Here is a 586-nt window from a genome sequence, read left to right as displayed (position 1 = left end):
TAGGAGCACCTGTAGTAGGACTTAATGACTCAGGAGGCGCTAGAATTCAAGAGGGTGTTGACGCGCTTGCTGGGTATGGAGAAATTTTTTATAAAAATACTATAGCATCAGGTGTAATACCACAAATATCAGCTATAATGGGACCTTGTGCAGGTGGTGCTGTTTATTCACCAGCATTAACAGATTTTGTATATATGGTAGATCAAACAAGTCAAATGTTTATAACAGGTCCACAAGTTATAAAAACTGTAACAGGGGAAGAAGTAAGTGCACAAGATTTAGGTGGAGCAGGCACGCATAATAGTACTTCAGGGGTAGCTCATTTTATGGCTTCAAATGATGAAGACTGTATAAATCAAATAAGAAAATTATTAAGCTTCCTACCTTCAAATAACGCTGAAAAAGCTCCTATAGTTGAAAGTATAGATGATCCAAACAGACTAAATGAAGTTTTAAATAGTATAATACCTGATGATTCAAACAAGCCATATGATATGAAAGAAATTATATATGAAATAATTGATGAAGGTGATTTCTACGAAGTTCAGCCATACTTTGCACAAAACATTATAACTGGATTTGCAAG

At 35.0% G+C, this 586-nt stretch carries 1 pseudogene; it reads left to right on the top strand.

Going from position 1 to position 586, the window contains the following annotated elements:
* Nucleotides 1-586, top strand: a pseudogene (gene mmdA, locus QOZ84_RS16550) (methylmalonyl-CoA decarboxylase subunit alpha); the annotation flags it as partial.

This window comes from Romboutsia sedimentorum, from assembly GCF_030131845.1.
Classification (GTDB): Bacteria; Bacillota; Clostridia; order Peptostreptococcales; family Peptostreptococcaceae; genus Romboutsia_D; species Romboutsia_D sedimentorum.
The sequence above is the reverse complement of the archived record's forward strand: the minus strand, read 5'-3'. Positions and strand labels throughout refer to the sequence as shown.